This window comes from Acinetobacter sp. SWAC5 (assembly GCF_003419885.1).
Lineage (GTDB): Bacteria > Pseudomonadota > Gammaproteobacteria > Pseudomonadales > Moraxellaceae > Acinetobacter > Acinetobacter cumulans.
Window position 1 is genome coordinate 208008 of record NZ_QUWR01000002.1, and the last position, 23912, is coordinate 231919.

The 23912-nt window shown below is 40.8% G+C and carries 25 protein-coding genes; 18 read left to right on the top strand and 7 right to left on the bottom strand.

The annotated features are described in order from the left end of the window. On the top strand, positions 1 to 750 hold the full coding sequence (locus tag DYI81_RS02635) for a hypothetical protein (RefSeq protein ID WP_117006624.1): 750 nt from the start codon (positions 1 to 3) through the stop codon (positions 748 to 750). A 137-nt stretch (positions 751 to 887) separates the two neighbouring features. Here the strand turns inward: DYI81_RS02635 and DYI81_RS02640 are convergent, their stop codons facing one another. Continuing rightward, complete coding sequence (locus DYI81_RS02640) at positions 888 to 1457, bottom strand: hypothetical protein (RefSeq protein WP_117006625.1); 570 nt, start codon at positions 1455 to 1457, stop codon at positions 888 to 890. Between the two features lie 395 nt (positions 1458 to 1852). Between DYI81_RS02640 and DYI81_RS02645 the strand changes: the two genes are divergently transcribed. The 3 genes from DYI81_RS02645 to DYI81_RS02655 all read left to right on the top strand — a co-directional run bounded on the left by DYI81_RS02645 (position 1853) and on the right by DYI81_RS02655 (position 3024). Further along, the gene (locus tag DYI81_RS02645; RefSeq protein ID WP_106984307.1) at positions 1853 to 2053 is read left to right on the top strand and encodes a dodecin family protein; all 201 of its coding nucleotides are present in this window, start codon (positions 1853 to 1855) and stop codon (positions 2051 to 2053) included. 207 nt (positions 2054 to 2260) lie between these two features. After that, on the top strand, positions 2261 to 2725 hold the full coding sequence (locus DYI81_RS02650; RefSeq protein WP_106984268.1) for a hypothetical protein: 465 nt from the start codon (positions 2261 to 2263) through the stop codon (positions 2723 to 2725). After that, positions 2716 to 3024 carry a hypothetical protein gene (locus DYI81_RS02655; protein WP_106984269.1) on the top strand — a complete coding sequence of 103 codons (309 nt, stop codon included), beginning with the start codon at positions 2716 to 2718 and terminating at the stop codon, positions 3022 to 3024. Before DYI81_RS02650 ends, DYI81_RS02655 begins: the two co-directional genes overlap by 10 nt. Before the next feature lie 41 nt (positions 3025 to 3065). On the opposite strand, the gene DYI81_RS02660 is transcribed toward DYI81_RS02655, so the two are convergent. The 3 genes from DYI81_RS02660 to fadB form a co-directional block, all read right to left on the bottom strand. Continuing rightward, complete coding sequence (locus DYI81_RS02660; RefSeq protein ID WP_117006626.1) at positions 3066 to 3947, bottom strand: viperin family antiviral radical SAM protein; 882 nt, start codon at positions 3945 to 3947, stop codon at positions 3066 to 3068. A 139-nt stretch (positions 3948 to 4086) separates the two neighbouring features. Further along, a complete protein-coding gene (gene fadA / locus DYI81_RS02665; RefSeq protein WP_106984271.1) occupies positions 4087 to 5259 on the bottom strand; it encodes an acetyl-CoA C-acyltransferase FadA in 1173 nt (390 codons plus the stop codon). Positions 5260 to 5271: 12 nt separating this feature from the next. Then, positions 5272 to 7425, bottom strand: a complete 2154-nt coding sequence (fadB, locus tag DYI81_RS02670) for a fatty acid oxidation complex subunit alpha FadB (protein ID WP_117006627.1) — start codon at positions 7423 to 7425, stop codon at positions 5272 to 5274. 483 nt (positions 7426 to 7908) lie between these two features. Here fadB and DYI81_RS02675 point away from each other — a divergent pair, with 483 nt between their 5' ends. Next, positions 7909 to 8328, top strand: a complete 420-nt coding sequence (locus tag DYI81_RS02675; protein ID WP_106984273.1) for a PH domain-containing protein — start codon at positions 7909 to 7911, stop codon at positions 8326 to 8328. Here DYI81_RS02675 and DYI81_RS02680 read toward each other — a convergent pair. Then, positions 8315 to 9406 carry an AAA family ATPase gene (locus tag DYI81_RS02680; protein ID WP_117006628.1) on the bottom strand — a complete coding sequence of 364 codons (1092 nt, stop codon included), beginning with the start codon at positions 9404 to 9406 and terminating at the stop codon, positions 8315 to 8317. The two genes, DYI81_RS02675 and DYI81_RS02680, sit on opposite strands and share 14 nt — an antisense overlap. A gap of 219 nt (positions 9407 to 9625) precedes the next feature. Between DYI81_RS02680 and uvrC the strand changes: the two genes are divergently transcribed. From uvrC to pgsA, 3 genes are all read left to right on the top strand, one after another. Further along, complete coding sequence (gene uvrC / locus DYI81_RS02685) at positions 9626 to 11431, top strand: excinuclease ABC subunit UvrC (RefSeq protein ID WP_117006629.1); 1806 nt, start codon at positions 9626 to 9628, stop codon at positions 11429 to 11431. 144 nt (positions 11432 to 11575) lie between these two features. After that, positions 11576 to 12370 (top strand): thioesterase family protein, encoded by a 795-nt coding sequence (locus tag DYI81_RS02690; protein ID WP_117006630.1) that lies wholly within the window; start codon positions 11576 to 11578, stop codon positions 12368 to 12370. Positions 12371 to 12482: 112 nt separating this feature from the next. Beyond that, entirely contained in the window at positions 12483 to 13070 is a 588-nt protein-coding gene (gene pgsA / locus DYI81_RS02695) for a CDP-diacylglycerol--glycerol-3-phosphate 3-phosphatidyltransferase (protein ID WP_106984277.1), read from the top strand. 636 nt (positions 13071 to 13706) lie between these two features. Here pgsA and DYI81_RS02700 read toward each other — a convergent pair. After that, positions 13707 to 13976: an oxidative damage protection protein gene (locus DYI81_RS02700; RefSeq protein WP_117006631.1), complete on the bottom strand. Its 270-nt coding sequence runs from the start codon at positions 13974 to 13976 to the stop codon at positions 13707 to 13709. 29 nt (positions 13977 to 14005) lie between these two features. Then, entirely contained in the window at positions 14006 to 15436 is a 1431-nt protein-coding gene (gene argH / locus DYI81_RS02705; protein WP_117006632.1) for an argininosuccinate lyase, read from the bottom strand. On the opposite strand from argH, the gene DYI81_RS02710 reads away from it, so the two are divergent. From DYI81_RS02710 to DYI81_RS02755, 10 genes are all read left to right on the top strand, one after another. Continuing rightward, positions 15427 to 16578 carry a histidine kinase gene (locus DYI81_RS02710; protein WP_117006633.1) on the top strand — a complete coding sequence of 384 codons (1152 nt, stop codon included), beginning with the start codon at positions 15427 to 15429 and terminating at the stop codon, positions 16576 to 16578. The two genes, argH and DYI81_RS02710, sit on opposite strands and share 10 nt — an antisense overlap. Before the next feature lie 56 nt (positions 16579 to 16634). Then, a complete protein-coding gene (locus DYI81_RS02715) occupies positions 16635 to 17375 on the top strand; it encodes a LytTR family DNA-binding domain-containing protein (protein ID WP_117006634.1) in 741 nt (246 codons plus the stop codon). Positions 17376 to 17469: 94 nt separating this feature from the next. Continuing rightward, entirely contained in the window at positions 17470 to 18387 is a 918-nt protein-coding gene (gene hemC, locus DYI81_RS02720; RefSeq protein ID WP_117006635.1) for a hydroxymethylbilane synthase, read from the top strand. Positions 18388 to 18408: 21 nt separating this feature from the next. After that, entirely contained in the window at positions 18409 to 19188 is a 780-nt protein-coding gene (locus tag DYI81_RS02725; protein WP_117006636.1) for a uroporphyrinogen-III synthase, read from the top strand. Further along, complete coding sequence (locus DYI81_RS02730; RefSeq protein WP_117006637.1) at positions 19185 to 20018, top strand: hypothetical protein; 834 nt, start codon at positions 19185 to 19187, stop codon at positions 20016 to 20018. Before DYI81_RS02725 ends, DYI81_RS02730 begins: the two co-directional genes overlap by 4 nt. 6 nt (positions 20019 to 20024) lie before the next feature. Continuing rightward, positions 20025 to 21218 (top strand): heme biosynthesis protein HemY, encoded by a 1194-nt coding sequence (locus DYI81_RS02735; protein WP_117006638.1) that lies wholly within the window; start codon positions 20025 to 20027, stop codon positions 21216 to 21218. A 13-nt stretch (positions 21219 to 21231) separates the two neighbouring features. After that, complete coding sequence (locus tag DYI81_RS02740) at positions 21232 to 21660, top strand: thioesterase family protein (RefSeq protein ID WP_117006639.1); 429 nt, start codon at positions 21232 to 21234, stop codon at positions 21658 to 21660. 115 nt (positions 21661 to 21775) lie between these two features. Next, positions 21776 to 22120 (top strand): H-NS histone family protein, encoded by a 345-nt coding sequence (locus DYI81_RS02745; RefSeq protein ID WP_228198932.1) that lies wholly within the window; start codon positions 21776 to 21778, stop codon positions 22118 to 22120. A gap of 185 nt (positions 22121 to 22305) precedes the next feature. Beyond that, positions 22306 to 23049: a type II secretion system protein N gene (gene gspN / locus DYI81_RS02750; protein WP_106984287.1), complete on the top strand. Its 744-nt coding sequence runs from the start codon at positions 22306 to 22308 to the stop codon at positions 23047 to 23049. Beyond that, positions 23049 to 23909, top strand: coding sequence for a type II secretion system protein N (locus DYI81_RS02755; protein WP_117006641.1), 861 nt, complete (start codon positions 23049 to 23051; stop codon positions 23907 to 23909). The genes gspN and DYI81_RS02755 overlap by 1 nt, the downstream gene beginning before the upstream one ends. The last annotated feature ends 3 nt before the right edge of the window (positions 23910 to 23912 follow it).

Sequence of the window (23912 nt, forward strand, 5' to 3'; positions counted from 1 at the left end):
ATGTCACGTATTCCGCTTATTTTAAGCTTTGCTACAGTGCTGATTTTTGGTGGATTGTTTTATCAATATTATGCGCAAAAACAAGATGAGCAAAATTTGCAAGCCTACCAAGCAGTGCTCTTAGATAAAACCGAACAGATTTTAACGGCAGCCCGACAGGTGGATATGCCTATTCAAGTTGATACTTCTGATGCACGCCTTTCGGGTGATTATCAAATTATGGCGAGTTTTGTGCTGAATCAAATGATTGAAACAGCAGAGGCGCGAAATCGTTATATACGCGAGTTAAAAGCCTTAAATTGGGATCATTTTTTAGATATCGACCGCCTGAGCCGAGATAAAAAACAGCAGTATGTAGAAACAGAAAAAATGCTACAACAAGTTTATGCCGTGGTTGATGCTTATGCTGAGCAAACCAAGGAGATGGAGCAACATCGTTTAGAGCAAGCCAAACAATTGGCCGTCAGCAGTCTTCATAGCCATCAACTGGCGCAAAGCTTAAGAGAAAGCCAAATAAATGATGATGCATCTGCGTTATTTTCACTGGAACAGCAAAGTTTAGCCAAAGCAGACCAAATTTTTGCAGTGCTCAAAAATAATCGTTGGGAAAAGAAAAATAAACTGTTTATGTTTTATGAAGATGCGCCGTTAAAGCAATTTAATGCACTGTATAAAGAGATGTTGGCCTTGAATCAGCAAATGAAACAAGTGAGTCATGCCAATCGTGTAGAACTTGAAAATAGTCTATAAGCGGTAGGATCTTGGTGTACTGTCATTCAAATATTACGATGAATAGGGTCAGTCATTTTTCAATGATTGAACTCAAAAAAAAGGATGCTATGAGAGGCATCCTTTTTTGCTCTAACTAAGCAATAAGCAACAATGACTTATTTTTTAAACCAAGAGAAGAAACCTTTTTTCTCTTCAGTTTGTGCTTTTGCTTTTTTCTCTGCGCATTTTTTTGCACATTCTTTTTTCGCTTCAGCTTTTGCTGTTTCTGCTGGTTTTTCTGCAGCATTTTTGATTTCTGTTGCTTTAGCAACAGTTGCTTCTTTAGTTGCAACAGCAGCATTCACTTTTGCATCTTTGTTTGCAACTGCTTGAGCTACCGCAGCTTCTTTTTGCGCTACTGCAGTTTCTTTTGTTGCTGTTGCTGTTGCTTTAGCTACGGCAGCTTCTTTTTTTACAACGGCATTATTAACAGTCGCTTCTTTAGTCGCTACAGCTTTAGCTACGGTTGCATCTTTGGCTGCTACAGTTGTTTTAACAGTTGCGTCTTTAGCTGCAACAACAGACTTAACAGTCGCATCTTTGGCTGCAACAGTATTGGTTTTTACAGCAGTCGCAGTTTTGATTGCATCTGCTTTAGCTGTAGCAAGAAAGCCTTGTTCAGCAGCCATAGCTGATGCAGATGTTGCGATAATTGCTGTAATAAGCGTAGTTTTAATAAAGTTCATGATCATTTCCCAACAAAAAAAGCCTTAAAGGAGCAAAGGCTGTGGAATCTTACGCTTTGTTGAAATGACTTGGGGTATAAGTTTTTATAAGTGTATGAAAAAGATACTAAAATTACAAACGAATAACATTTGAAAGACTGTATATTTATAGTGAGGTATTTTGGCGTGAATTATAAAATTGTTTTGGCTGATGTTGAATGTTATAGAGTAGAAAAATGATTGGTCATAGCGTGTTGAATATGGGCAACGCTTAATTTTGAAATTTGTATAGAAACTAAACATTAAAAAATGTGCATGATCCGTGGCATTCTGATGCAGAATGATTAAGCGGTATTCCGCTCCTTAAAATCAGCGCTTAGGATGAGTACTCCAATAATAAAACGAGTATGGATGACATGAGTATTGCAAAAGTTATAGAAGTGAACTCGAGTAGCACCAAAAGTTTTGAGGATGCGATTCAATCGGGAATTACCAAGGTCTCTGAAACGGTAAAAAATATTCAAGGTGCTTGGATTAATGAGCAAAAGGTTGTGGTGAAGGACAATAAAATTAGCGAGTATCGAGTCAATTTAAAGATTAGTTTTGTGGTGGATTAAAGACATAAAAGGCCCGCGTTAAGCGGGTTTTTTTGTACATGACTTAAAGTCAATGAAGATGAAAAGTAAGTTGATTAGTATTTTTGACCTTTATGAGTAGTCGATTTATTAATCTTTATTTGTGTTTTAAGTGTTATTTATCTTTTTGATTTGTAATGGTAAAGTATTTAAAATGGTTGACTATAATTTATATAAGAAACTGCTTCAATGAGTGAGATAGAAACAAACGGTTATTTAGTCTGTAGCAAATGCAATTCAACAAATAGGGTTGTTGAAATTGGTCGCCAAGGTATTTATAAGTGCGGAACTTGTGGGAATGACTTATTGGTTATTAATAAGGAAAAAAAGGGTTCGAAAATAATACCTCTTTTAGTCATTTCAATTTTTGTCGGAGTTGTAGGTGGGTTAGGTATTAATCAAATACATGAGAAACTCAAGCCTACTGAGATTATTTATTCAGAATTAAATACGAGTTGGTCAGATTGGCAAATTGAAGCTTTTGACAGAAATTGTAAAGCCAATTACTCACAATTAAAGCAAAACTGGTCTTCTGAAAAAATTGCTAAAATATGTACATGCCTTGTGACATATATTGTTGAAAGGACGGATTATCCTAAATCAGGAAGGTTACGTGACGCTATTGTGAATGAGAGCAATAAAGAATGTCGTTAAAAGAAAATCAACAGAATGAACATATATTAAGATTTTTAGATTTATTAGACATGTGCTATGACGGAAAATTAAAGATGTTTAGCGATGAATTTTCTAATGGTGATAATTCTTTTTATGAAAAATTAAAAAAAGAAGTGCAACGTGCAAAAGCTGGTGCAGTTTCATTAAACAAAGAGGATATCTTTAAAAAATATAACTTTTTTTTAGAGTATAAGCTTTGGGAAAAGAATAATACTAATAGGGAAATGAAAATTTTTGATTTAAAGGTAACTAAATTTATTAGGAATAGACATGAGTAAGTAAGAGATTTAAAAAAATCTCTTACTTTTATTACTTGGCTTTATTGAGAAATAGAAGGGATTAAATTGGATCTCTTAGCAAATTTATGAATATTGAATTTAATTTGCTTTATTGCAGCCTCTCCTCCTATTTGTAAAATATTGTGGCTGTAATCGTAACCATGAGATAGTTCATTATTTTGAAAAAAGCGCCCTAGAGGATCAATCATTAAGTAAGAGTGAGTCATTTCATTATTATTTTCTGAAAAAATAATTTTTTTAAACTTGCTGTGTCTATTTATAAACTCATAGAAGTCTTCATTGTTGATGGAGTTTTCTTTGGTTAATATTGGGAGCATTTTAAAAATTTTCCATTTAGTTGGGGAGGCGTTTTTGATAAATAAATTAAAGTCTTCTAGTTTATTTAATTCATTGATAACAGTGTTTATTTTAATTTCTATATTTGGGTTTATTACTCTTATTAGTTGGATGTTTTTTAGAATTTCATTAATATTCATTGGAGTATTTTTTACAACTCTACCTATTTCTTTATTGGTATTTGAATTGAGTGAGTCAATGCTAAATCCAATAGATGAAAATTCATTTCCAATCATTTCTATTAATTCACCATCTAATAAACTACCATTGGTAATAGCTGATAATTCAAAATGATATTTTTTTGCTTCTTTAATTATTTCTAGAATTTTTTTCTTATAAAGAAAAGTTTCTCCACCAACTAAGTTAAGACGTATTCCAGTAAAGTTGGTTCCTTTATTTTGATTTACAATCATTGGTAGTAGCGATATTTCTTTAACTAACTGTATGATTTTTTCATTATTATGAATAATTTCTCTATTCTCATTTTTTTGCCATTTTGCAAAACAATAAAAACATTTGTAGTTACAGGCTTCAGTAATGTGCCAATTAACAACTAAATTTGTCATTTTTCTCTCAGAATTAAGTGTGGTCAGGTGATTCCTTTAATTAATACTAATATTTAATCGGCGCATTTTTGGGGACAAACAAGGGACAAAAAACCCCGCACTAAGCGGGGTTTCTTTTATCTCAGTATTTAACTAAACATTAAACACGTTCGATAATTGTCGCGATACCTTGGCCAAGACCAATACACATCGTCGCAAGACCGATTTGTGTATCTTGTTGTTCCATAACGTTCAACAACGTTGTTGTGATACGCGCACCAGAACAACCCAATGGGTGACCCAATGCAATCGCGCCACCATTTAAGTTAATGATGTCTTGCTTTTCATATACACCCAAGCCTTTCATTACAGAAAGACCTTGAGCAGCAAACGCTTCATTCAACTCGATTGTTTGAATGTCCGCCATGCTTAAGCCAGCACGTTTCAGCGCTTTTTGCGTTGCAGGAACAGGGCCGTAACCCATGATTGCAGCATCACAACCTGCAACCGCCATAGAGCGAATTACAGCACGTGGCTTAAGACCTAAAGCTTGAGCACGTTCAGCAGACATCAATAACATTGCAGAAGCACCATCAGACAATGCTGAAGATGTTGCAGCAGTTACAGAACCGCCTTTCGGGTCAAATACAGGACGTAAAGCTTGGAACGCTTCAAGGTTGGCATCAGGACGAATCACTTCATCGATGTCGCAAAGCTGTTTGAAGCCATTTGCATCGTGACCTTCAACGCCCACGATTTCATTTTTGAAACGGCCTTCTTGTGTTGCAGCCCAAGCACGACGGTGTGATTCAACACCAAACGCATCTTGTTCTTCACGTGTAATGCCGTTCATACGACCTAACATTTCAGCCGTTAAGCCCATCATGTTAGATGCTTTTGCATAGTGCTTAGATGCTTCAGGGTTAATGTCGATACCGTGCATCATGCCCACGTGGCCCATGTGCTCAACACCACCAATGATGAATACATCACCTTGGCCAGTCATAATTTGAGCAGCAGCCGTGTGGATTGCTTGCATAGAAGAACCACAAAGACGGTTAACCGTTTGACCTGCAACAGTGCGTGGTAAATCAGCCAATAACGCAATGTTACGGCCAATGTTCATGCCTTGTTCAAGCGTCTGGTTAACACAGCCCCAGATCACGTCTTCAACTTCGTTAGTATCAAACTGGTTACGAGCAACTAAAGCACGTACAAGTTCAGCAGATAAGCTGTCTGCACGTACATTACGGAACATACCGTTTTTGGTTTTACCCATTGCTGAACGTACACCATCAACGATGACAACGTCACGCGGATTTAAAGTAGCCATTCACGTTGCTCCTTAACCGTAGAATTTTTTGTTGTTAGCAGCCATGTCACGCAACATTTGTGGCGCTTCATAAGCCTTACCAAGGTGAGCATACTTGTCGCAAAGCGCAACATATTCAGCAACACCAGTTTGGTCGATGTAACGTGCTGGGCCACCACGGAATGGAGGGAAACCTACACCCATGATCATCGCCATGTCAGCTTCAGCTGCAGTCGCAACGATGTTGTCTTCTAAGCAACGAACTGTTTCGTTACAGAAAGCAAGCATCATACGGTCAATGATTTCTTGAGCATCAAATTCACGTTTCTCAGCAGTTGCAACAGATGCAACAAGCTCATAAGCCGTTGGATCAACCACTTTGGCTTTTTTGCCTTTACGGTCAAGTTCGTACTTGTAGAAACCAACGTCGTTCTTTTGACCCAAACGTTTTGCTTCGTACATGGTTTGAATTGAACCTTTGAAGTCTGGCTTCATACGGTCAGGGAAGCCTTCAGCCATTACTTCTGCACCGTGAACGCCAGTGTCGATACCAACAACGTCCATCAAGTAAGCAGGGCCCATTGGCCAGCCGAATTTTTCCATCACTTTGTCGATTTGCTGGAAGTCAGCACCATCTTTAAGCAGAAGGTCGAACGCGCCGAAGTAAGGGAACAATACACGGTTTACAAGGAAGCCCGGGCAGTCGTTTACAACGATTGGAGTTTTACCCATTTTTTGAGCAAGAACCACAGTTGTCGCGATTGCCTCGCTTGATGTTTTCTCACCGCGGATCACTTCTACCAATGGCATCATGTGAACTGGGTTAAAGAAGTGCATGCCTACGAAGTTTTCAGGACGTTGTAGGTTTTCAGCCAAGCGAGTGATAGAAATCGTAGATGTGTTAGAAGCAATGATCGTGTTTTCACGAACATTTTTCTCAGTTTCAGCAAGTACGATACCCTTAACTTTCGGGTTTTCCGTTACTGCTTCAATCACGATGTCCACTTCTTTGAATTCGTCATAGCTTAATGTAGGACGAATGCGAGCAAGTGTTTCACCCATTTGCGCAGGTTTCATTTTCTTGCGTTCAACTTGTTTTGTTAACAAGCCATTCGCTTCTTTCATACCTAAAGCAAGTTGTGGGTTACCAATGTCTTTCATGATGATTGGTGTGCCTTTGCTTGCCGCTTGGTAAGCAATACCACCACCCATGATACCAGCGCCAAGTACAGCTGCTTGGTTTACAGGGTGCGCACCTTTTTCATATTTTTTCGATGTTTTCTTCACAACTTGGTCGTTGATGAATAAACCAATCAACGCGCCAGCTTGTGGAGTAACAGCGGCTTTAGCAAAGCCTTGCGCTTCAATTTTTAGCGCTTCATTACGTGGAAGGCTTGCACCTGCTTGTAATGAGTCTAAAAGTAGTTTTGGCGCAGGGTATTGAGCAGGATTGGCTTTTGCAAGTACAGCACCTTTTGCTGTATTGAATGCCATCATTTGCTCAAGCATGTTGAGTTTAACTGGATCAAGTTTTTCTTGACGTTTTGCTTTCCAGTCTACACGGCCAGCAAGTGCTTGCTTCACAAGATCAATTGCAGCGTCTTGTAGTTTGTCCGCAGCCACAACCGCATCTACAGCACCGTCTTTAAGCGCAGCAGCAGGTTTCTTAGGCGCAGCCATTGCCATCCATTCAACCGCGTTGTCGATACCGATTACACGGCTTAAACGAACAGTACCACCAAAACCAGGGTAGATACCAAGTTTGATTTCTGGAAGGCCAACTTGTGCAGCTTCAGACATGACACGGTAGTCACACACGAGGCACATTTCAAAACCGCCACCTAAAGCCATGCCATTAATAGCAGCAACTTTAGGAACGTCTAAATCTTCAAATGCATTGAAAATATCGTGAACAGGCAGTGCCCAGTCCACAATGGCTTGTTCGCCTTGAGCGAAGTTTGCACCAAACTCAGTGATGTCAGCACCAACAATAAATGTTGATTTGCCTGAAGTGACGATTAAACCTTTAACGTCTGCGTTTGCTTTAACAGCGTCAATCGCAGCTTTGAAATCTTCAATCGTTGCGCGGTTAAATTTGTTGACCGACTCACCTTGTAAGTCAAAGCGGAATTCTGCGATTCCGTCCGAAAGCATTTGGACGGTAATGGCATTGCCAGCGTGGATCATGCCTGATCTCCTTTATTTTGGAGGACTTCTAAGTTGATGTTGTGAAGCGTGAGCGCCATTCCTGCGCACATTTCTGCTTCGCCAATCTTACGATAACTATATCCAAAAAGAACATAACAAGTTGTATCAAGCCGTGACGCAAGGGTCATCAAATTTTTTAGTCTTTAAACTTGCATCCCGTGTGTTTAAGGCTTAATTCAGCAGGTCATGATGCGAAGAAACTTTTGTTTCGACTCATATTTTTAGTTTTATCACGCTTATGTATATGAGGAATTAGTCTAATTTTTCAAGAGAATAAACAGTGTCGGTCGAGTCAAAAAGGTCAATTGGCTCATTTTTTGTGATGCTGTCGACAGTGTGGCAAAGAGAATTACATCGCCAGCATAGGGTTTTAAGTTCAGGGCTACACTTAAGTTTCCCATCATTTTGATTTTTTCATTTTGTCTTTTGTATAGAATGCAATAAAGAAGGGGGAATTCAACGATGCAGACACAGACATTTCATTCAAAAGTCGATTGGTGGGTATGGGGCTTTGTTATTGCTATGAGTGGTTTGTTGCTACAGTTACTCCTCAATATGTTGGCCAAAGGCAGTCTGCAACAGAATTGGTTATTTGCTACAGTTTATGCGCTCACGATTGTGGTGTTGTGGTGGCCCTTGTGGAGTACACGTTATCAGCTCCAAGCCAAAGAATTGGTGGTGAAATGCATGTTTTTGACATGGCATATCCCTTTAGAAAGCATACAGCATGTCAAAGACACTGACTTTTCAACAGTTGCACCTGCATTGTCTTTTCAGCGCCTACGTATTGATTATGCTCAAGAGGGCAAGCAAAAATTTATTTTAATCTCGCCACGTAAAATCGCCTTATTTAAAGCCAGTTTGGGGGCTAAGCTTGAATAGATGTTTCTTCTGAGCTACTTGAAGTGTTTTGCTGTGTTGCTATACACAGCACGCCTTGGTGCATATCTAGGGTTAAGTCCATGTGCTCGGGGTGATTTAAAAAATACACTGCCAAAATAGGCTCAAGCTCTGTACGCATTTTACGTCCTAAATGGCGTGCACCATAACGAATGTCATGCCCTTGATAAAAATGCGCTTTGGCTGCATCTGTTAAGTTCACGCGACGTTTTTGATGTTGTAAGCGTAGATTTAATTTTTCCAGTTCAATATCGACCAGTTTGGGTAAAGCATCATCTTGTACAGGTAAATAGTGCAAGCTACGATCAATACGGTTTAAAAATTCTGGATCAAACTTACGTTGCATGACTTTTTCAATGATGGTTTGTGTCGGCACACGTTTGAGGCAAATGTCCTGCATTTTTTTAGGTAAAAAATTCAGCTTATCTAAATATTGCTGTGCGGCTTGAGCACCCACATTACTGGTCATAAAGATCATGCAGTTACGAAAATCAATGGTTTTTGTTCCAGCTGTTAGCGTTAAACGGCCTGTATCCAGTACGTTCATGAGCCCGCGGATCACTTCATTTGAGGCTTTTTCCAATTCATCAAACAGCATAATGCCTGGGCGGGTATGGCTGCCCGCAATGGCAGTTTCATCAAATAGGCTATGGCCTTCTTTAGAGCCGACATAACCCGGAGGCGCACCTGTCAGGGCGGCAGCGTAATGTTCTTGCGCTAAAGTGTTCATATCAATGCGGCAAAAGGCATCTGGGCGGCCGTAAATGGCTTCGGCAATGAGACGAACGGTTTCGGTTTTACCTACACCAGTCGGGCCGAGCATTAAGGTGACTGCTAAAGGACGGTCTGGGCTGGAGAAATCCGCTTTAACCACATGCAGCATTTTTTCAATTTCATTTAATGCGGCATCCTGCCCAATAATGCGTTCGCGCAACTTTTGCATGACCACTTGAGGCTCAAAATGAAAACGCGGTTTGCCAATCAAGCGGTTTTTTTCAGAAGAGCTGTGTGTAGATAGTGTGGGGTGCACAGCATGGAAAACATGATTGGCATTGCTCATTCGGAAGAATCCTTCGGTCAGTCATGCAAGGGAGCATAGCAAATTTCAGTTTTTGCACTGATAGTTTTTAGCAATCAGATAATCGTTAAAATGAAGCTGCTGGCGGTATTCTGCAGGAACGGCGCTAAAAGCAGATTCATTTTCTTCAGCAGGCATGTACTTGAAAAATCCCTCATCAGGCTACATCATCGAAGTATATTTCAAAGTCTAAAGCAGCCTGTGAACGAAAACGCGCGTGAAAATATCGAAACGATTTTAGCCAATATGACCACTTTGCCCGGCGTGTATCGTATGTTGGGTAAAGATGGCGAGTTGCTGTATGTCGGTAAGGCTAAAAATTTAAAAAACCGCGTATCGAGCTACTTTGTCAAAACTATTGAGCACCCGAAAACACAGGCTTTGGTCGCACGGATTTATGATATTGAAACGCTGGTGGTTCGTTCGGAAACCGAGGCGTTATTACTCGAGCAAAATCTGATAAAGCTGCATCGTCCGCCGTATAACATTATGCTGCGTGATGATAAATCCTATGTGTATATTTTTATTTCCAGTGATAAGCCTTACCCGCGTATTGCCTCAGGCCGTGGCAAAGGCAAACATCAAACAGGCAAGTTTTTTGGCCCTTATCCAAGTGCTTATAATGCCCGCGATACGCTGGTGGTATTGCAGAAACTATTTAATGTGCGCCAGTGTGAAAATAGCTATTTTTCACAACGTAAGCGACCTTGTTTGCAATACCAAATTAAACGCTGTTCTGCGCCATGTGTAGGCCTAATTTCCCCTGAAGACTATAAAGAAGACGTCAATAACTCGATTCGTTTCTTGCAAGGTGACACCAAAGAACTGAATCAGGAGCTGATTCAAAAAATGGAAACAGCTGCTGAAGCGCTAGAGTTTGAAAAGGCAGTGTTCTACCGTGACCGTATGGCCTTGCTACGAGATGTGCAGTCGCAGCAAGCGATTTATAAAGTGAAGGGCGAAGCGGATATATTGGCGATTGCCTACCATGCTGGTGTCACTTGCGTGCAGATCATGCATGTGCGCAACGGTAAAATGCTGGGCGGTAAGAGCTATTTCCCCGACATGTTGGGCGGTGATTTGGAGCAAATGCTGTCTGATTTTATGGCCAACTTTTATTTCCAAGTGGCAGATGAAGTGCCAACAGAGTTGATTGTGAGTGTTGAACCTGCCAACCGTAAAGAGTTGGAAGAGGCACTACAACAGCAATTTGAGCAAAAAATTCATATTAAGCACAATGTACGTGAAACCCGAGCTGAATGGCTCGAACTGGCGCAAATGAATGTACAGCATGCGATTAAAGGCAAGCTGGCCAATCATTTTGAGCTCAATGAGCGTTTCCATCAGTTAGAACAGGTGGTAGGGCGTCCGATCGATCGCATCGAATGTTTTGATATTTCTCATACCATGGGGGAGGAGACCGTGGCCTCCTGTGTGGTCTTTGATTCAGGTGGCGCACGTAAGCGCGATTATCGTCAGTTTTCTATAAACGATATTACTGAAGGCGATGACTATGCGGCCATGCGTCAGGCACTGACCCGACGCTATAAAAAAGCCATGTTACCCGATTTACTGTTGATTGATGGGGGTAAAGGGCAATTACACATGGCGATGGAAGTCATGCAGGAGCTTGAGCTCGATGCTTTTATGGTGGGTGTCTCTAAAGGCGAAGGTCGTAAGCCCGGCTTAGAAACCCTGCATTTTACCGATGGCACCAAAATTCAATTGCCCGAAGACCATAAAGCGCTACATTTAATTCAGCAGGTACGTGATGAGGCCCATCGTTTTGCGATTACCAAGCATCGCGCCAAACGCGATAAAAAACGGAGTTCATCGGTACTTGAGGCAATTCCTGGCTTAGGACCAAAACGTCGCCGTGACTTGCTCACGCATTTTGGAGGCATTCAAGGCGTGTTAAAAGCTTCTGAAAATGATCTAAAACTGGTGCCTGGTTTGGGGGATGTGATGGCGCGAACAATTTATAAAATATTGCATGAGGCACTTTAGATTCTGCTGTTTGAATGGCTGAGATAACAAATGAAATGACATAGTCTTGGCCAAAGTGCTCAATGACGCATGGGTCAATGATCATTCACATCAGTTCAAACTTGCATAACTATTACAGACTAAGTGCTTTAGAAAGGATGCCCCATGTCGTTAACGCAAATGTACGCACAAATTGATCAATCTGAATGGGTTGATATACCAGAAGGATGGTTACAGGGACGGACCATTTATGGTGGATTGGTTGCAAGTATACTGATGCATAAAGCCATTGCGACCATTGCAGATGAAAGCAAAGGCTTATTGAGTGCCAGTGTTACTTTTGTGGGGCCAGTGCAATTGGCCAAAGTAAAGTTAAGCGCAGAAATCTTGCGACAAGGCAAGTCGGTGACCACCATTGAAGTGCGTCTATGGCAAGATGACGCCGTACAAACAATTTTGCTTGCGAGTTTTGGCGTGCTACGTGATTCAAGCATAGTCGTTCATCATGAAGAACCTGCGCCAGAGTATCCTGCAGTTGAACAGCTTCAAATTGCACAGCATCATCCGCTGGCACCTGAATGCTTTAAACAAATGCAAATGATTTGGGCAGAAGGGCAATATCCATGTACTGCAAGCCCGAAGCCAGACTTTGGTGGCTGGTTCCGCTTTGATCCTACATTGCATGAAAATCGAGCATTACAAACGGCGGATTTGATGGCTGCGTTTGATATGTGGCCACCTGGTGTGTTGCCAATGTTTAAGACTATGGCGCCAGCCAGCTCACTTACATGGCAATTGACCTGTGTGCATCCATTGCAGTCAAATCTGCATGATTGGTTGAAATATAAAGTCTTTACAGACTATGCTGCACATGGTTATGCCACAGAACAGGCGCAGCTTTGGGACAGTGCTGGCCGTCTGATTGCAATCTCGCGACAGGTGGTGACGGTCTTTGCCTAGTGACACTGTTGGGCATTTCGTATAAAGTGAACGCTATTAATAATGATGGATAAATCCTCAGAAAATTGTGCATTTACATCGTGCATGACGGGGGTAAACACTGGCGGTGTCTATGGCAGCAGGTCGAATCCTGAATATTCCAAATATTTTAACTTTAGCGCGAATTGGGCTAATTCCAGTCTTTCTTGCGGTAGCGTATTGGCCACCAGCAATGGGCGTAGAAGGCCATGATGCAAGTATGTCGCGTCATATTTTGTTGACGGGTATTTTTGTTGTCGCTGCAGTAACCGATTGGTTTGATGGTTATTTGGCGCGTACTTTGAATCAGACATCGGCATTTGGTCGCTTTCTAGATCCTGTTGCAGATAAGTTGATGGTGGCCGCTGCGCTGATTGTTTTGGTGCAATGGCAACCTACGATTTCCATGGCTTTTGCTGCAATTGTGATTATCTCACGCGAAATTACCGTGTCGGCTTTACGTGAGTGGATGGCCGAGTTAGGTGCACGTACCAGTGTGGCTGTATCTACGGTAGGTAAGTATAAAACTGCTTTTCAAATGATTGCGATTACCGTGTTTTTATTAAACTGGCAACCGCTTGAAATGTTGGGTTATGGCTTGTTGTATATGGCTGTGATCTTAACTTTATGGTCGATGTTTATTTATTTGAAAGCTGCATGGCCGTATCTAAAGCAACCGTGATTGAACATAAGATTTAAAAATAAATAAAGCTCCTCAATGAGGGGCTTTTTTGTTTTAGGGCACTCTTGGAGGGATCTGTTTGGATCGTGCATAGTGTAGATTATGCAAATGGTAGATAAAAAAATTCCCAGACTTTGGGGGAAGACTGGGAATAAAAATCGGGGATATTTGTGGTTATAGAAAAAGAGTCTGTCTCTCTATCTTTAAGTGCCATTATAGGCACTCACCTGATAGGAATCATGTGGCTTCTTGTAGTGTAATGTTGAGTTTTATGTGGGTTGTGTATCTGCATGTTTACATTAAATTATTTTGATACAAAGCCGCGTGCTTGAAGTATTTCTGGTACATGAATAATTGTTGTTCATTTTGTTTTTATTTCAGGCTTTATTTTAAGCGTTGGTAGATGAAGTCTTTGATCACTGTGGTATTGGTCTGTGGTAGAGCAATTTAATAAATAAAAAAAAGGAGCCTTTGCGGACTCCTTTTTTGACATTTGAAACTACGCGCTTCGCTTGTCTTACGTAATTTTTAGAGCATTAAAAAAAGAATCCCCAAAATTGGAGATTCTTTTTGAATTAAAGCCTACGCGGACTTCGTCCTTGTCTTGCGTAAAAAAGAAAAGCAGTGCTTTCTTTTTTACTCAGGCTTTAGCCCTTCGGCTTTTTCAAGTGATTCATCATTGCTGAAGAATTTTTCGCGCTGTTCTTCAAGGAACTTTTTCGCATCTGGTTCAAACACATTTAAACGCTTTTCATTGATCAGTGTTGTTTGGTGTTTTAACCATTCGCCCCATGCCTGTTTAGACACGGTGTCAAAAAGTTCTTGGCCTTTTGCACCTGGGAAAGGTGCAAAGTCTAAGCCTTCCATTTCAGCCTGATATTTACGGCAAAAAATTTGTCGAGACATATCAATACTCCAAAGTTTATATAAGGCGATTAAGCGTAAAGTGCTTCTAAACGTGTGTAAGCACGTGCAATAGCAGCTTCAACTTGTGCAGGCGCTGTACCACCAATATGGTTGCGCGCATTCACAGAAGCTTCCAGTGTTAATGCTTTTTCAAATACGTCTGCTTGAATCAAATCTGAGAACTGTTGTAATTGCTCAAGTGTTAATTCAGACAAGTCTTTGCTTTCTTGCACGCCAAGCGCAACCGCTTTACCCACAATTTCATGTGCGTCACGGAATGCTACGCCGTTTTTCACGAGGTAGTCTGCAAGGTCAGTTGCTGTAGAGAAACCACGAAGGGCAGCTTCACGCATGATTTCAATGTTTGGAACCAATGCAGGAATCATGTCGGCAAATGCCATGAGTGAACCACGAACCGTATCGATAGCATCAAATAATGGTTCTTTGTCTTCTTGGTTGTCTTTGTTGTATGCCAAAGGTTGGCCTTTCATCAGCGTTAATAAGCTCATGAGGTCGCCATATACACGGCCAGTTTTACCACGAATGAGTTCAGGTACATCCGGGTTTTTCTTCTGCGGCATGATTGATGAACCTGTGCAGAAGCGGTCTGGAATATTCACAAATTTAAATTGTGCAGATGTCCAAAGGATCATTTCTTCTGACATACGAGATAAATGCATCATGATGAGTGAGGCAGCAGCATTAAATTCAATGCCAAAGTCACGGTCAGATACAGCATCGAGTGAGTTTTCAGCAACAGCTTCAAAGCCTAGAAGCTCAGCTGTATATGCACGGTCGATTGGGTAGGTTGTACCTGCAAGAGCCGCTGAGCCCAATGGCATACGGTTAGTACGTTTACGGCAGTCAATTAAGCGCTCAGAGTCACGTACTAACATTTCAAACCACGCCATTAAGTGGTGACCAAAAGTCACTGGCTGTGCAGTTTGTAAGTGTGTAAAGCCCGGCATAATCGTGTTGGTGTTTTTAGCGGCTAAGCCCAAAATACCTTTTTGCAATTTTTGCAATAATTCTAAAATCGCATCAATTTCATCACGCACATATAAGCGGATGTCTGTTGCCACTTGGTCGTTACGGCTACGACCCGTATGTAATTTTTTGCCTGTGATGCCAATACGCTGAGTCAAACGTGACTCAATGTTCATGTGCACATCTTCTAGATCAATGCGCCACTCGAAGTTGCCAGCTTCAATATCTGCTTTAATTGCAGTTAAGCCCGTGATGATGTCATCACGTTCTTGTTCTGTTAAAACGCCAACTTTTGCAAGCATAGTTGCATGGGCAATAGAGCCTGCAATATCTTGTTTATAAAAGCGTTGGTCAAATTGAACAGATGCTGTAAATTCAGCTACAAAAGCATCGGTTGCTTCAGCGAAACGGCCGCCCCACATACCCGAAGTTTGGGCTTGTGACGGATTAGAGGAATTAGAAGATGTGGTCATGTCGGCTCAATAAGATAAAAAGCGGTAGAACTAAAAAGAGTATAGCAAATTCAACGCCCATTGCCGAAGCTGACCTGCAAACTTTTCGTGAGCGGTCAACAACCACGACCTTAAGTTACTTCGCAACGCGTTTTGGTCGAGGGAAGTATTTACTGGAATTGTTGTGGGCGGGCAATATTTTGGCCTTGGTATTGGCCTTGGCACAGGCCAGAGCTTGGGAGAATTTGAGCTTTACCCATACCATGCAATATGTACTATTTATTAATTGGATTTTATTGGCTTTTGCTGCTTTAACAGAATATTTTGAGGCGAGGTTGTCGCCATTAAAACTACAATTTAAGTTGTTTTTGGGCTTTTTACTGCTACAAGTCTTGGTGTTGTTGACGACCTTGAGTATAAATAGCCTAATCTATTTTGGTGAAAACCTGAGTCTGGCTGGCTTGAGTGCAACGCATGTGTGGGATGGTGTGTTGATGCATTTAAGTTTTGGTGTGCTTTTAGGAACGATTTGTTTTCGTTATATTTATTTAAGAGAACTTTGGGCGCGTAAACAAAACAGTGAGTTGAATGCGCGAATTCAGGCGATGCAAGCGCGTATTCATCCACATTTTTTATTTAATAGTCTGAACAGCGTCATTAGCTTAATTGCGATTGATCCCGATAAAGCTGAACAAATGTTGTTGAATTTATCGCGCTTATTTCGGGCCAGTTTTCAGGAACTCAAATTGGTGAGCCTAAAAGACGAGGTAGAGTTGTGTCAGCGTTATTTGGCCATTGAACAAATTCGCTTAGGTGAGCGTTTGAGTGTGGAATGGAAACTGGTAAATCCAGAAATGTACGATCGCGTACAAATTCCACTGCTAACTTTACAACCTTTAGTGGAAAATAGTATTTTTCATGGAGTTGAAAAAATTCTAACAAAGAGTACGATAAGCATATTGATTGAAATTTCGCAAAATCAAGTCAATATCGTCATTACTAATCCTTTTGTTCAGGATAAAATAAAGTTACGCCAAGGACATGGTATTGCAGTTGAAAATGTACATCAGCGCTTAAAGGCCTATTATGGACCGCAAGTGACATTTCAAACGTATGCGGGAAAAGAAATGTTTACAACCGTTGTACAATATCAATATAAGTAAAAAACAGCACCGCGCACTTATAAAAATAAATAAAGTGAACTGTGTAAGGAGGAGAAATGGACATCCTGATATGTGATGATGAGTCTCTGGCAGTAGAGCGATTATCACGTTTGGTCACACAGATGGGACATCAAGTTGTGGCAACAGCATCGCATGGTCAACAGGCGATTGATTTGGCACAAAGCCTAGAACCTGATGTCATCTTATTAGATATTCAAATGCCTGAAATGGATGGTTTGGTTTGCGCACAACATTTACGTGAGCTGGATCCAATGCCAGCTATTGTATTTTGTACGGCCTATGATCACCATGCACTGGATGCATTTAAATCCAATGCCGAGGGATATTTGCTTAAACCCGTGATGCAACAGGAATTGCAACAAGTTTTAGATCATCTCGTTAAACTCACTCAAGCTCAAATGAGCGGTATAAAACAAAAAGAAAATATGGAAGAACTTAAAATCAGCCGTCATCAGATTGCGGCAAAGACTTATCGTGGTGTGGAATTGGTGCCTGTAGAAAATATTTACTATTTTTTGGCGGATCAAAAATATGTCACGGTAAGACATAAAAATGGCAGTGTTTTGATTGATGAAACATTGAAAGATTTAGAACTCGAATTTGGGGACCAATTCATTAGAATCCATCGTAATGCTTTGGTGTCAGTGAGTTATTTAGATGGCTTAGAAGTAGTAAGTTCGGGGCAATATCAAGTACGCTGTCGTGAACTGGAAGAGCGCTTGGCAGTGAGTCGCCGACATTTACCCAGTTTAAGAGAGCGCATACAAAAACTATAATCTTTAATCGCGTATTTGTGCCTTAAACATATTGCATTTCAATGTAAGACAGTTAAGTTTAGAATGTGTTCATATTGACTGTTATTTGAATGTTATGAAAACCCTGAAGATTGCAACACGACAAAGCCCGCTTGCACTTTGGCAAGCGGAGCACATTAAAGCTCGTCTCGAAGCCCTGCACCAAGGTTTGCAGGTGGAGTTGGTTACATTTGTAACTCAGGGTGACAAAATTTTAGACACACCCTTGGCTAAAATCGGTGGTAAAGGTTTATTTGTTAAAGAACTTGAAGCCGCTTTATTAGATGGTCGTGCAGACCTAGCCGTACATTCCATGAAGGATGTGCCAATGGCATTACCTGAGGGTTTAACGCTGGCAGTAATTTGTGAGCGTGAAGATCCGCTCGATGCTTTTGTTTCAAATACTTATGCAAGCTTTGCAGACTTGCCTCAGGGCGCTAAGGTGGGCACATCAAGCTTGCGCCGTAAATGTCAGATTTTAAAAAGCCGTCCAGACCTCGAAATTATTGATTTACGTGGCAATGTGGGCACACGTTTATCTAAACTTGATGCAGGGTTATATGATGCGATTATTTTGGCCAGCGCAGGTTTAAAACGCCTTGGTTTGGCTGATCGCATTCGTCATAGCTTAGCCGCTGAATTAAGTTTGCCTGCTGTGGGCCAAGGTGCATTGGGCCTAGAATGCCGTGAAGCAGACAGCACAGTATTGGATTATATCTTGCCTTTAATGCATGACGAAACCAATGCCTGCGTACGTGCGGAACGCGCTTTTAATGCCTATTTGGAAGGTGGTTGTCAGGTGCCAATCGCAGGTTATGCGACCTTGCAACAGGATGGATTGCACATTGAAGGGCGTGTCGGTAGTGTTGATGGCTTAACGCTCCTACAAGCAACCCAACAAGGTGCAACGACAGATGCAGAAGCACTAGGTGTGGCCTTAGCCAAAGATTTGCTGGAGCAAGGTGCTGGCGATTTATTGAAAGCCTTGTACTAAACACGTTTTATCCTTCACGCCATGTTGTTTATTAACACTCGACCCGCAGATCGCGCTCAGCAGCTGACGTCAGCATTACAAGCTGAGGGATTGACTGTATTAGAACTTCCTCTGCTAGCACTTGAGGCGATGCCGTGGTCTGAATCACTTGCGACTTTATTTGCCCAAATAAACGAAGTGCAGGTGATTGTTGTGGTGAGTCCAGCAGCGGTGGAATTTGGCATGCAGGCCTTGGCTCAAGCTGGTGGCAAGCCTGAAGATTTACACAATATTCAGTGGATTGCGGTCGGGCAAGCAACAGCACAAGCACTATTGCAATATGGCTTCGAAAGCCAAGTGCCCGAAGTTGAAACCTCGGAAGGCATGCTACGTTTACCTGTGCTACAACGACTTGGTCGAACGGCGCGGATTGCGTTTTGGCGTGGAGAAGGTGGCCGTCAATTTATGATGGATACTTTAGCTACACAAGGGATTCAAGTTCTCAATTTTGTGTTGTATCGACGCTATTGCCCAACCTCTACAGAGCAAAGCTTGCAAGAAAATTTGGTGTTCATTCGTGAGGCTTCGCTTTGTGTATTACTGGTGAGTAGTGAGGCCAGTTGGCGTAATTGGCTACGATTAGCACAGCACTATTCGCTTGGACAGATCTCAATATATTGTTTTGTTCTGGCTGAGCGAGTGACTCATCTGGTCGAGCAATCTTGTCATGAGCATCAATTGGGGTATCAGGTGATACAGCTCGAAGATTTAAAACAGGATACTATTTTAAAACAGCTTCATGCTGTGCAAGGGAATACATGAAGAAACTGTCTATCTTGTTGGTGGTTGTACTGGCATTATGGTTGCTGAAGTTAAGTTATGACGTTTACCTGTTGCAAGGGCAGCAGCAACAGGCGCAACAGCATCAAAGCCAATTAGAACAACGCAATGCCAGCTTAAATGATCAAATGGCGGCATTAAAACGACAAATAGGCGAGCCATTGACCACAAATGTTGCTCCAAGTGCACAAGTCGATCCGATTCCAGTTGAGCAGATGGCGCCAAGCAAGCTCATTGCAATGCAGTTGGATTACATTGAGTTTGCCTTACAGCAACAACAATATACTTTGGCTTTAGATAAGCTGATGAAATTGGATCAGAACTTAGAAAGCTATACTTTGGCACCTGCTTTGAAAATCAGTTTGCATCAGGTGATTGAAAAAGATCGGGGCAATATTGTGCAATTTGTACATGCACGGAATGCACAAAACCAAAAGACGGTGAATCTGCTCCAGCAATTGGATGCGGAATTGGCTAAAGAAATCCAAAAACAACATATTGGTTTGCCAGAACAACAAGATCAGTCATTTTTAAAGCGTTGGATTCAAATTGAATCTGTCGATCGACCAAGTGCGGTTTTAATGCAACGTTCATTGGTTTTAAAAGAAGCCCAATTGCGCTTATTAAATGCACAGCAACTTTTACAGAAAGGGCAATATCAAGCCTTTCAAATTGAGTTGACATCGATTGAAAAGAGTTTAAAACAACTTCCAGATATCAACACCCAGCATTTTATTCAGCGTATACATCAACTAAAACAATCCCCTGTATTTACTGCACCTGTATTAAATACACGAACTTTAATCGGATAAGCCAATATGAAGCAGATCATTTTAGCCTATCTCTTTGTCGGCTTATTATGTACCGCATTATTTAGTTTGTTGAGCTATGGTTATGGTGCTGGCTATGTTTATTTATATTGGCGTGAATGGCAAATACAAACCAATCTGTGGGTTTTAATTTTCTGTTTAATTTTATTAAGCTTTATTGTTCAAATGCTTTGGTTAACCGTAAAACGTTATTTAAGCCGTGAGCAACGTAAAATTGAAACTGTTTTTAGTTTTAATCAATTGCATCCCTATGAGCAATTGGCAGTGGTTTGGTTATTAAATGCAGGTCCTGATCAGCAAAACTTTATTCAACAAGTGTTCAGTCAATCAGGTTTATTAAAAGGGATTATTAGTGCGCGTTTATATTGGATGCGTCAACAATATAACGAAGCCTTAATTGCTTTAAATGAAGCAAATCCGATGGCATTTGAGCTAGCTGAACAACAGCGTATTGAGATTTTTTTGTCAAAGCATGATGGTGAGCAAGCACTCACACATCTGGAATTTTTAAATCAACATGAATTATCCCCTTGGTTAAATAACGTTAAAGAAGCATATGAGCAACGTTTAATTAGCTTGTGGGGGCAGTTTGCTGCGCAGTTTCCGTGGTTATATTTACATTCTACGCGCTACGGACATTTAGATGAAACTGCAAAGCAGGTCTGGTTAAAGCAGTTGTTAAAGGCATTTGATCAAGCCTCCGTTGCTGATTTACAACGTTTGCAACAGCGCTATCTAGATTTAAGCGAACAAATCGAGGTGCGCCCTTATGATATTAAAGTGCTTTGGTTGAAGATTTTAGCGCGTTTACCAGAATTAGGCATGCAGCATCAACAGCTCGCAGAGCACTTGCTTGGAGAGCAATTCAATCAAGAGGTGTTTTATTTGTGGTTTGAGCAACAACTATTGTGTCAAAACCCAGACTATCAGCGGGCTGAGCAGCAAATTTCGCTTTGGGAAAGTCGTTATCCTGCATTGCCTGTATTAAGTTTTGCAAAATGGCATGTGTATATGGCCACAGGGCGTATTCAAGATGCAGAAGCACTGTTGCAGTTATATCCAGATGATGTGTTGATGAGTTATTTAAGAATTAAGTCTTTTTTGCAAGGTCAAGAAGATTTAGTGCAACAGTTAAATCTTATTTTTGAAAATAATGCGAATTTTGTGAAAATTAAAATTTAAAGGAAAATTATAAATGGACTTAATCAAGCATTATCCAATTATTCTCAAGCAAGTTGTTGCATGGGGGGATATGGATGCTTTTGGTCATGTAAATAATACGGTTTATTATCGTTATATGGAAAGCGCGCGAATTCTATATTTTGATGCTTTAGATATATTTTCGACCGATGTATTTACAGTTGTGGCTTCGAGTCAGTGTCAATATTTAAAACCTGTATTTTATCCCGATACATTAAGTGTGGCCACACGTATTGAAGAGCTCCGAAATAGTGCATTAAGAATGAGTTATGTTTTATGGAGTGAAAAGCAACAAGCAGTTATTGCTCAAGGAGAGGCAGTCATTGTTTGTGTAGATAAAATCAATATGAAGAAAACAGCAATTCCAGAGCGCGTACGTTTAAAAATAAAAGAAATAGAATTAAGTGTTTCTAATATCATTTAAATTCGAGGTATATATATTTTGTGAAGATTAGTGAAAACATGTTTTTTATTTTTATTTTTATTGAATATTAATTGTAATATAAATATGATGAGCGTGTTTTACAAAACAAAATAAAATGAAACTCGGAGTTAATGTAATGCCAGACATCAGTAATTTATCTGTAGAAGAATTAAAACGACTACAGGTTGAAGCGGAAGCTTTAATTGCCTCTAAAAAAGATCAAGCAGTTGAAGATGCCTATAATCAAATCCTAGAAATCGCAGAAAATGTAGGTTTAACGATTGAACAAATTTTAGAATTTGGTGTAAGCAAACGTAAAAAAACTGTGCGTAAATCAGTAGAGCCACGTTACCGTAGCAAAGCAAATCCAGAAGACACTTGGACAGGTCGTGGTAAACAACCTCGTTGGTTGGTTGCAGAACTTGAAAAAGGTGCGAAGTTAGAAGATTTTATTATCTAAGTTGACGCAAACTTCGAGGCAATTGGTCATGGCATCGTCATGATTGGACGCTAAGATAAAAAACCAAGCATTTTTGCTTGGTTTTTTTATCCCTATGAATTGGCGTTGTGGAAAAAGTGTGCATAATGTGTCTATAAAGAATGCGAGTTTCATGGAAGAAAAATGATAATTTCAGTTGGGGCAGGATGAGCAAGAAACCAAAGCAAATCAGATGGTTGATCTTTGCTGTCATTAGTTTTTTTATTTTTATCCTGTTGCAAGTACCAGCAGCATGGATTTTTTCAAAATTTTATAAAAATAATCAGACCCTTCATAACGTCAGTGGCAATATTTGGCGTGGGCAGGCAGATTGGAAAAAAGATCAGTTAACAGGGTCAGTCAGTTGGAAAACTCGGCCTTGGGATTTAATTTTACTGCGCTTGGGTGCAAATGTTGAAATTCATAGTGGCAATACCAAGCTTGATGCAGTGCTAGGCTATGGCTTAGGTAAAACGCTACATGTTCAAGATATGAATGGGCAGATTGCGCCAGAAACACTCAAAAGTTTAGCCGATTGGCAGTGGCCCGTGAATGCTATTCAATTAAAAGATGTTGCGGTTCGATACCATCCAAGCCAAGGTTTTACGCAGGCAGAAGGTCAATTGCAATGGGCGGGTGGTGAGTTAATTTATACCTATGCACAACGACAAGACCGAATGACGATTCCGTCTTTAATGGCTAAGCTCTCAGATGAACAAGGTAAGTTGCTCATCGATGTGCGTGATCAACGTGAACAAAAAATGATGAATTTGCAATTGGATGCCAGCCTAATGCTGGATGTGCAATTGACACAGCGCTTATTAATGAATGTTGCTTCTTATGATGGAAAAGCTGGCTTAGATACTTATGTAGTGAGCTCACGTCAGCCATTGATACGAGGTGGCATGTAATGAGTGCGTGGATGGATAAAATTAAACAACTGGATTTAAAGCAAGCAGATCGTATCGCACCTGTGGTACTGGCCATCGCGATTTTAATTTTATGTTGGAAGTTAGCCGCTTTACTTTGGTTGCTATTAGCGCCACCCCAAGTCATGCAAATCGAGCGGGTGGAATTGGGTTCACAGCAAGCTCAAGTACCCAATATCAGCTCATTCGCACTTTTTCAAGAAGCTGCCAATACATCTGCAGCGGATCAGCAGTTAAATATGAGTTTGCAAGGTGTAGTACAAGGTTATCCAAGCCAATTCTCTTCAGCCGTGATTAAGGTCAATGAAGTTGCCGATCGTTATCGCGTGGGTGAGATGATTTTAGGTTCCAACTATAGTTTGTCTGAAGTGTATTGGGATCGTGTGATTTTAAGAAACAACAGTGGCGCAGTGCGTGAACTCAAGTTTAAAGGTATGGAAAATGGTTTAGATCAACCGATTGTTCCAGAATTTAATCCCAATGCATCAAATAGCAATACAGGTGCATCTGCACCCGCCAATACACAAAATACACAGCCCAGTAGTGCCATAGGCCAAGCAGTACAACAGATACAAGAAAACCGTGATCAGTATTTACAAGATATGGGAATTGGGTCGTCGGCAAATGGCAGTGGTTATGAAGTTACAGCGCGTACACCCGTAGGGCTACGCAATAAACTTGGTTTGCAACCTGGCGACCGTATTATGTCGCTCAATGGTCAAACGGTTGGGCAAGGGCGAACAGAAGCACAATTATTAGAACAAGCTCGACGTGAGGGTCAGGTCAAGCTCGAAATAAAACGCGGTGATCAAGTGGTAACCGTACAACAGGATTTGAAGTGATGT

Bases quoted from the DNA above. Each gene is read 5' to 3' on its own strand.
- DYI81_RS02725 (WP_117006636.1), top strand. From the start codon at position 18,409: ATGTTGTTTATTAACACTCGACCCGCAGATCGCGCTCAGCAGCTGACG.
- DYI81_RS02645 (WP_106984307.1), top strand. From the start codon at position 1,853: ATGAGTATTGCAAAAGTTATAGAAGTGAACTCGAGTAGCACCAAAAGT.
- DYI81_RS02635 (WP_117006624.1), top strand. From the start codon at position 1: ATGTCACGTATTCCGCTTATTTTAAGCTTTGCTACAGTGCTGATTTTT.
- fadB (WP_117006627.1), bottom strand. From the start codon at position 7,425: ATGATCCACGCTGGCAATGCCATTACCGTCCAAATGCTTTCGGACGGA.
- DYI81_RS02730 (WP_117006637.1), top strand. From the start codon at position 19,185: ATGAAGAAACTGTCTATCTTGTTGGTGGTTGTACTGGCATTATGGTTG.
- DYI81_RS02710 (WP_117006633.1), top strand. From the start codon at position 15,427: ATGTGGTCATGTCGGCTCAATAAGATAAAAAGCGGTAGAACTAAAAAG.
- gspN (WP_106984287.1), top strand. From the start codon at position 22,306: ATGAGCAAGAAACCAAAGCAAATCAGATGGTTGATCTTTGCTGTCATT.
- DYI81_RS02715 (WP_117006634.1), top strand. From the start codon at position 16,635: ATGGACATCCTGATATGTGATGATGAGTCTCTGGCAGTAGAGCGATTA.
- DYI81_RS02745 (WP_228198932.1), top strand. From the start codon at position 21,776: ATGAAACTCGGAGTTAATGTAATGCCAGACATCAGTAATTTATCTGTA.
- DYI81_RS02740 (WP_117006639.1), top strand. From the start codon at position 21,232: ATGGACTTAATCAAGCATTATCCAATTATTCTCAAGCAAGTTGTTGCA.
- DYI81_RS02675 (WP_106984273.1), top strand. From the start codon at position 7,909: ATGCAGACACAGACATTTCATTCAAAAGTCGATTGGTGGGTATGGGGC.
- argH (WP_117006632.1), bottom strand. From the start codon at position 15,436: ATGACCACATCTTCTAATTCCTCTAATCCGTCACAAGCCCAAACTTCG.
- DYI81_RS02655 (WP_106984269.1), top strand. From the start codon at position 2,716: ATGTCGTTAAAAGAAAATCAACAGAATGAACATATATTAAGATTTTTA.
- DYI81_RS02680 (WP_117006628.1), bottom strand. From the start codon at position 9,406: ATGAGCAATGCCAATCATGTTTTCCATGCTGTGCACCCCACACTATCT.
- DYI81_RS02700 (WP_117006631.1), bottom strand. From the start codon at position 13,976: ATGTCTCGACAAATTTTTTGCCGTAAATATCAGGCTGAAATGGAAGGC.
- fadA (WP_106984271.1), bottom strand. From the start codon at position 5,259: ATGGCTACTTTAAATCCGCGTGACGTTGTCATCGTTGATGGTGTACGT.
- DYI81_RS02650 (WP_106984268.1), top strand. From the start codon at position 2,261: ATGAGTGAGATAGAAACAAACGGTTATTTAGTCTGTAGCAAATGCAAT.
- pgsA (WP_106984277.1), top strand. From the start codon at position 12,483: ATGGCAGCAGGTCGAATCCTGAATATTCCAAATATTTTAACTTTAGCG.
- DYI81_RS02755 (WP_117006641.1), top strand. From the start codon at position 23,049: ATGAGTGCGTGGATGGATAAAATTAAACAACTGGATTTAAAGCAAGCA.
- DYI81_RS02690 (WP_117006630.1), top strand. From the start codon at position 11,576: ATGTCGTTAACGCAAATGTACGCACAAATTGATCAATCTGAATGGGTT.
- DYI81_RS02640 (WP_117006625.1), bottom strand. From the start codon at position 1,457: ATGAACTTTATTAAAACTACGCTTATTACAGCAATTATCGCAACATCT.
- DYI81_RS02735 (WP_117006638.1), top strand. From the start codon at position 20,025: ATGAAGCAGATCATTTTAGCCTATCTCTTTGTCGGCTTATTATGTACC.
- hemC (WP_117006635.1), top strand. From the start codon at position 17,470: ATGAAAACCCTGAAGATTGCAACACGACAAAGCCCGCTTGCACTTTGG.
- DYI81_RS02660 (WP_117006626.1), bottom strand. From the start codon at position 3,947: ATGACAAATTTAGTTGTTAATTGGCACATTACTGAAGCCTGTAACTAC.